Raw genomic sequence first — 6,969 nt, 5'->3', positions numbered from 1 at the left:
CCAGCTTCTTCATGCGATACAACCGAATCAGGCTCCACAGCTACAACAACTACCTGTCGCCAATAGCCATGGAGCAAAAAGCGGCATAAATACCGTAATCGGTGTCCGGGATTACTTGACCAGTTCAGCTTGCTCGCGAAGGGGATCTTAAGGACGATGCATACCAATGTGTGGAATCCCATCCTCCATATACTCCACCCCCACCACTTCAAACCCATACCGCCCGTAATACCCCTGCAAATGCGCCTGGGCCGACAACGAGATCGATACGCCGGGCCAATGCTTCTCGGCCTGCTTGAGGGCCTTTTCCATCAGCGTATGACCCAGCCCCTGGCCGCGTGCCGGTGGCGCGATGATCACGCGCCCGATCACCACGTCGCTGTTTTGCGAGTGCGGGTCGAGCAGGCGCAGGTAAGCCACCAAGTGGTTGTCGTGCCAGGCCATCAGATGGCAGGTGTCGCCCTCCAGGTCCAGGCCGTCAACGTCCGGGTAGGCGCAGTTCTGCTCGACGACGAACACCTCGGCGCGCAGCTTGAGGATGGCATATAGCTGCTCCTTGCTCAGGTCAGTGTGATGTTTGCAGACCCATTCGATATCCATTTTTTGAATTTCCTGAAGAACCTGATGCCGATAGTAAGCGTGCTTGGCTCGGAAGTCTCTCGCTTGCACGACCTGAAAATCTGTGACAAAGACCAAAATGCCATCATTCCTTTGTCGCGGGACTGTCGTCTTTGTGTAATCTTCGTGACAGCGCTGCGCAGCGGTTCCAATGAGCTAATGTTAGGACCGGGTGTCTAGGGATGCCCGTTGGGTTTGGGCTAAAAACAAACCGGGCTTTGAACCCGTCAAGGATGTTTGGCATGCCGCGATTGCATCGAGCTCTTGCATTGATCGGGTTGCTGTTGCTGAGCTACGAGGCCTGTGCGCAGAAGTTGCGCCTGGTCGCCGATGCCTGGCCGCCCTTTACCGATTCCACCTTGATCAATGGCGGCCTGGCGACCGACATCGTCAGCACGGCCCTGGCGCGGGCCGGTTATGCCACGGACTTCGAACAAGTGCCCTGGGCCCGGGCGATGCTGGGTATCGGCGAGGGCCGCTATGATGTGCTGATCAATGCCTGGTACAGCGAGGAGCGCACGCACATAGGCCGGTTCTCGGCCGAATACCTGCTCAACCGCGTGCGCTTCATCAAGCGCAAGGACGAAGCGATCCAGTTTGACAGCCTGCCACAGCTGCGTGCGTATCCCATCGCCGTGGTACGCGGTTACGCCTATTCCAAGGATTTCGATGAAGACCCGAAAATGCAGAAAGTGCCGGTGCACAATTTCGCCATGGCGGTGCGCATGCTGGCGGCCGACCGGGTGAAGTTGACCCTGGAAGACGAGTACGTCGCCCGCTACTACCTGGCCCGCGAATCGCCCACGGTGCGCAGCGCCGTGGAGTTCCTGCCCAAGCCCTTGAGCGAAAACAGCCTGCACATCCTGGTCAGCCTGAAGAACCCGGAGCATGAGCAGATCGTGGCCGGGTTCGATCGGGCGATCGCGGCGATGAAGGCGGATGGGAGTTATGACCGGTTATTGAAGGCTCATGGGATGTGAGGTGTCTGGACTGGCCCCATCGCGAGCAAGCTCGCTCCCACAATGGGCCTGCGGTGATGCCAAGTTTGTGTGCACAGCAAATCCACTGTGGGAGCGAGCTTGCTCGCGATGAGGCCCTCCTGGATCCCACAACCCTCAAGCCTCGCTGGTATCCTTGATCAGGTGCGCCGCCAACGTGCGCAACGGCCCCAGCTGCCGACAGATCAACCCCAATTGCGTCTGCACCAACCGCTGTCCTTCGTCGATCTCATCAGGCATCTGCTCCAACTCACTGGCCAGGGCTTCCTCCTCATCGCTCTGGATCGCGATCGGCTGCTTGCTTGCCAGGCCCTGTGCGATTTCGTCGATGCTCGCCGCCAGTTTCACCCCGGCACCATCGATCAATTGTTCGCGTACTTGCGTCGGCAACTCGGTGCCGCGGTGGGCGCCCAGGCCTGACAGGTAGCTGAGCAGGGTGTGGGACAGCACCAGGAAGCGGAAGCCCACGTCGGCTTCCTTGCGGAAGTGTCCCGGCTCCATCAGCATGTTGGCCAGCGTGGTGGACAGCGCGGCATCGGCGTTGTGGGCGTTGCGTCGGGCCAGGCGATAAGCCAGGTCGTCGCTTTTGCCGGCGGCGTATTGCTGCATGATCTGGCGCAGGTAAATGCTGTTGCAGGTCAGCGTGTTGGCCAGCACCTTGTTCAGCCGCCGACCTTGCCAGTCGGGCAGGAACAGGAACACCGCCAGCCCGGCGATCAGGCTGCCCAGCAAGGTATCGAACAACCGTGGCAGCAGCAGCCCGTAGCCGTCGCCCACCTGGTTGAAGCAGAACAGCACCATGACGGTGATCGCCGCCGTCGCCAGGGTGTAGCGGGTGGTGCGGTTGGTAAAGAACACCACCCCGGCGGCAATGGCGAAGCACGATTGCACCAGCGGATTGGGAAACAGGTCGAACAGCGCCCAGGCCACTGTCAGGCCGATGGCGGTGCCGATGATCCGCTGGCCGAGCTTGCGCCGGGTGGCGCCATAGTTGGGTTGGCAGACGAACAGCGTGGTGAGGATGATCCAATAGCCCTGGGACGGGTGGATCAGATGCACCATGGCGTAGCCCACGCTGAGGGCCAGGGGCAGGCGCAGGGCATGGCGGAACAGCAGCGAGGTGGGCGTGAGCTGGGTGCGCAAGCGCAGCCAGACATCCTGGAGGTTGCGCGGCGAGCGGTCCAGCAGGCTGCTGTCGGTGGCGTCGGCCAGGGCGTCGGGGTTGCTCGCGTCGCTGAGCAGGCGGTCCATGGTGCCGAGGTTGACCGACAGGGCTCGCAACGACCGCAGCAAGCCGCGCCAGGCCGGGTTGCTCTGGATGCGCAGGTGTTCGAGGGACGCGTGCAGGTCGTTGAGGGCTTCGGCAAAAGTATCGTCGTAGATGAATGGCTGGCGCAGTTGGATCGATTCGGCCAGCGCCTGGCAGGCCTTGCCTTGCTGGCGCAGCAGGCGTTGGCAGCGGAACAGCACGTCGCTGTGGAAGAAAGCCTCGGCCAGGGCGTTGTAGGGATAGTGGGACGAGCTGGCGCGTTCGTGGATGTCCTGGGCCAGGAAGTACAGCTTCAGGTAGCGACTGACCTTCGAGCCGGGCCGGCCATTGCCGACGCGGTGCAGGATGATTTCCTTCGCGCTGTTGAGCGCAGCGACCACCCGACCGTTTTGCTGGGCCAGTTCCAGGCGACGGGCTTCGATGTCCAGTTGGCGGATCGGCTCCAGGAGCGATGATTTGAGCTTGAGGTAGCGTCCCAGTTCGCGAAACAGCCGCGCCAGGCTTTGCTGCACCGGCTGGTTGGAAAACAATGCCTGCCACACGACCGACAGCACGCCGTACCACGCGGCACCGGCGACCAATAGCAGGGGTTCGTGCCAGAAATCGTTGACGGCGACGCCGCGCTGGTCCACGCCGATCATGGTGTAGACCGAAAGAATCAGGGTGGCCGAGGCAATTGCGCCATAACGTTCGCCCAAGGCGCCAAGCATGGTCAGGCCGAATGCCGCCAGGGCCAGGGCGACGATGAACAGGATGGGGTAGGGAAACAGCAACTCCACCGACAGCGCTGCGGTGCTGAAACACAGCAGCGTGACTGCCAGCGCATTGAGGCGGCCCTGCCAACTGTCGTCGGTCTCGGCCAGGGCGCTGGCGATAATGCCCAGGAACAAGGGAATCAGCAGCGCCATCTCGTCCAGGTACCAACACAACCCCATGCTGCCGGTCAGGGCGATGAAGACCCGCACGCTATAACTGAACTTATCCAACGCCCAAAGGCGACGCAAAGACTGGCTAAACGAGTTCGCTGACATGAAGTACACGGGCCTGACGGGCAATGACGCTAAATTGAGGCAGTAATGACGCCGACGCAATGGCGGCGATCACATCCGGCAGCAAAAAGTGTTCCGGCATGTACCGTCGAACCCCTGTGGGAGCGAGCTTGCTCGCGATGGCGTCAGGTCCGTCACATTGATGGTGACTGAGCCACCGCTATCGCGAGCAAGCTCGCTCCCACAGGTTATTGTCCACATTCGAGTCGTGGCGGATCAGACGTACTGCGCCGCCGCATACCCGGAAGCCCAGGCCCACTGGAAGTTGAACCCGCCCAGGTGCCCGGTGACGTCCAGCACTTCGCCGATGAAATACAGGCCCGGGCTTTTCAGCGACTCCATGGTCTTGGACGAGACTTCCCGGGTGTCGACGCCGCCAAGGGTGACCTCGGCGGTGCGGTAGCCTTCGGTGCCGGCGGGGACGACATTCCAGCTCGCCAGTTTCTCGGCGATGTCCGCCAGCTCTGCGTGGGTGTATTGCTTCATGGGTTTGGACACAAACCAAGTGTCGGCCAGCAGGTTGGCCATTTTCTTGGTGAACAACTCGCCCAGCAGGGTCTTGAGTTCGCTGTTGGGGCGTTCGGCCTGTTGCTGTTGCAGCCATTGCGGCACATCGTGGTCGGGCAGCAGGTTGATCTGCACCGTGTCCCCCGGTTCCCAGAATGAGGAAATCTGCAGGATCGCCGGGCCGCTCAGGCCGCGATGGGTGAACAGGATGTTCTCGCGAAAACTCTGGTCGTTGCAGCTCACCAGGCAATCCACCGAGGTGCCCGAGAGTTCAGTGCACAGGGCCTTGAGCTGATCGGTGATGGTGAACGGCACCAGGCCGGCGCGGGTCGGCAGCAGTTCGTGGCCAAACTGTTTTGCCACCTGGTAACCGAAGCCGGTTGCCCCGAGCGTGGGAATCGACAGCCCGCCCGTGGCGATCACCAGGGATTGGCAGGCGAGGGCGCCGAGGGTGGTTTGCAGCCGGTAGCCGCCGTCGGTTTTTTCGATCTGCGTGATGGAGGTGTCCAGGTGCAGGCTGACGCCGGCCTGGTCGCATTCATCCAACAGCAGGCCGAGGATGTCGCTGGACTTGTTATCGCAGAACAACTGGCCGAGCTTTTTTTCGTGATAGGGCACGCCGTGCTTGGCCACCAGCGCGATGAAATCCCACTGGGTGTAGCGGGCCAGGGCCGACTTGCAGAAGTGCGGGTTCTGCGACAGGAAATTGCCCGGCTCGGTGTACATGTTGGTGAAATTGCAGCGCCCGCCGCCCGACATGAGGATTTTCTTGCCGGCCTTGTTGGCATGGTCCAGCAACATCACCTGCCGCCCGCGCGCGGCCGCGGTCAGCGCGCACATCAACCCTGCGGCGCCAGCGCCAATGATCACGACTTCGGTAGAGCGCAAAACGGTGTCCTCTCGGCTTTCCCACATAACTGAATGTGGGAGCGAGCTTGCTCGCGATGGTGGCGTGTCAGGCAGCATTAATGCCGCTGATCCACCGCCATCGCGAGCAAGCTCGCTCCCACAGTTTGATCTCTGTTCGTCAGGCGATCGGTTACAGGATCCGCACCCGCAACGAGCGGCCCTTGATCTTGCCGTCGTTCAAGCGCTGCAAGGCCTGTTTGGCGATGCCGCGTTCCACGGCCACGTAGGCCTGGAAATCGAAGATCGCGATCTTGCCGACCTGGGCGCCAGGGATGCCGGCGTCGCCGGTCAGGGCACCGAGGATATCGCCGGGGCGGACTTTGTCCTTGCGCCCGGCGCCGATGCACAGGGTGCTCATGGCCGGTAGCAGCGGGCCGCCACCCTGGGGCTTGAGGTTGTCCAATTGGTCCCAGCTCAGCGGCGACTTCTGCAGTTGCTCGATGGCCTGGGCGCGGTGGGCTTCGGACGGCGCCACGAGGCTGATGGCGATGCCTTTCTCACCGGCGCGACCAGTGCGGCCGACACGGTGGATGTGGATTTCCGAATCCCGGGCCAGCTCGACGTTGATCACCATGTCCAGGGCGTCGATGTCGAGGCCGCGGGCCGCTACGTCGGTGGCCACCAGCACCGAGGTGCTGCGGTTGGCGAACATCGCCAGCACCTGGTCGCGGTCGCGCTGTTCCAGGTCGCCGTGCAGGCCCACGGCCGAGATGCCCTTGGCCGTCAGGTGGTCGACGGTTTCCTGGACCTGCTGCTTGGTGAAGCAGAACGCCACGCAGGAGGCCGGTCGGAAATGCGCCAGGACCTTGACCACCGCATCCATGCGCTCCTCGGGGGAGATCTCGTAGAAGCGCTGCTCGATCTGCGCATCGGAGTGGAACGCCTCGGCTTTCACTTGCTGCGGGTTGCGCATGAACTTGGACGACAGTTGCTTGATGCCCACCGGGTAGGTGGCGGAGAACAGCAGCGTCTGACGGCGTTCCGGGGTCTGCTGGATGATGTCTTCGATGGCGTCGTAGAAGCCCATGTCGAGCATGCGGTCGGCTTCGTCGAGGATCAGCGTGTTGAGGCCGTCGAGCACCAGCGAACCCTTGCGCAGGTGCTGCTGGATGCGCCCCGGCGTGCCGACGATGATGTGGGCGCCGTGTTCGAGGGAAGCAATCTGCGGGCCGAAGGACACGCCGCCGCACAGGGTCAGGACCTTGATGTTGTCTTCGGCGCGGGCCAGGCGGCGGATTTCCTTGGCGACCTGGTCGGCCAGCTCGCGGGTCGGGCACATCACCAAAGCCTGGCAGCCGAAGAAGCGCGGGTTGATCGGGTTCAGCAGGCCGATGCCGAAGGCGGCGGTCTTGCCGCTGCCGGTCTTGGCCTGGGCGATCAGGTCCATGCCCTTGAGGATCACCGGCAAGCTTTGCGCCTGGATCGGCGTCATCTGGGCATAACCGAGTGATTCGAGGTTAGCCAGCATGGCGGCGGACAGCGGCAAAGTATTAAAAGCGGTGGCAATGGTGGTCACGGGACTGGCCTGCAAAACAAAATGTCGCGCAGTGTAGCAGCCTCATGCCACTTTCTTCGAACGTTCTGGACGAGCTGTGGCGCAGTTCTGAAGTGGGCGAAT

The 6,969-nt window shown here is 62.2% G+C and carries 5 protein-coding genes; 1 reads left to right on the top strand and 4 read right to left on the bottom strand.

What is annotated here, in order from left to right; genetic code table 11:
• Positions 1-147: 147 nt before the first annotated feature.
• Entirely contained in the window at positions 148-600 is a 453-nt protein-coding gene (locus ACIPQ1_RS22840) for a GNAT family N-acetyltransferase (RefSeq protein ID WP_411385846.1), read from the bottom strand.
• Positions 601-860: 260 nt separating this feature from the next.
• Between ACIPQ1_RS22840 and ACIPQ1_RS22835 the strand changes: the two genes are divergently transcribed.
• Positions 861-1,598: a substrate-binding periplasmic protein gene (locus ACIPQ1_RS22835; RefSeq protein ID WP_250965102.1), complete on the top strand. Its 738-nt coding sequence runs from the start codon at positions 861-863 to the stop codon at positions 1,596-1,598.
• 135 nt (positions 1,599-1,733) lie between these two features.
• On the opposite strand, the gene yccS is transcribed toward ACIPQ1_RS22835, so the two are convergent.
• The 3 genes from yccS to dbpA form a co-directional block, all read right to left on the bottom strand.
• Complete coding sequence (yccS, locus tag ACIPQ1_RS22830; RefSeq protein WP_250965103.1) at positions 1,734-3,917, bottom strand: YccS family putative transporter; 2,184 nt, start codon at positions 3,915-3,917, stop codon at positions 1,734-1,736.
• Between the two features lie 234 nt (positions 3,918-4,151).
• On the bottom strand, positions 4,152-5,330 hold the full coding sequence (locus ACIPQ1_RS22825; protein WP_411385845.1) for an NAD(P)/FAD-dependent oxidoreductase: 1,179 nt from the start codon (positions 5,328-5,330) through the stop codon (positions 4,152-4,154).
• Positions 5,331-5,481: 151 nt separating this feature from the next.
• On the bottom strand, positions 5,482-6,819 hold the full coding sequence (gene dbpA, locus ACIPQ1_RS22820) for an ATP-dependent RNA helicase DbpA (RefSeq protein WP_411387564.1): 1,338 nt from the start codon (positions 6,817-6,819) through the stop codon (positions 5,482-5,484).
• Positions 6,820-6,969: the final 150 nt, after the last annotated feature.

The organism is Pseudomonas sp. LARHCG127 (genome assembly GCF_052871455.1).
This window is presented reverse-complemented; position numbering and strand designations above follow the sequence as displayed.

Excerpts from the sequence above, each read along its gene's own strand:
- dbpA (WP_411387564.1), bottom strand. The coding sequence starts at position 6,819 with ATGCTGGCTAACCTCGAATCACTCGGTTATGCCCAGATGACGCCGATC.
- yccS (WP_250965103.1), bottom strand. The coding sequence starts at position 3,917 with ATGTCAGCGAACTCGTTTAGCCAGTCTTTGCGTCGCCTTTGGGCGTTG.
- ACIPQ1_RS22835 (WP_250965102.1), top strand. The coding sequence starts at position 861 with ATGCCGCGATTGCATCGAGCTCTTGCATTGATCGGGTTGCTGTTGCTG.
- ACIPQ1_RS22840 (WP_411385846.1), bottom strand. The coding sequence starts at position 600 with ATGGATATCGAATGGGTCTGCAAACATCACACTGACCTGAGCAAGGAG.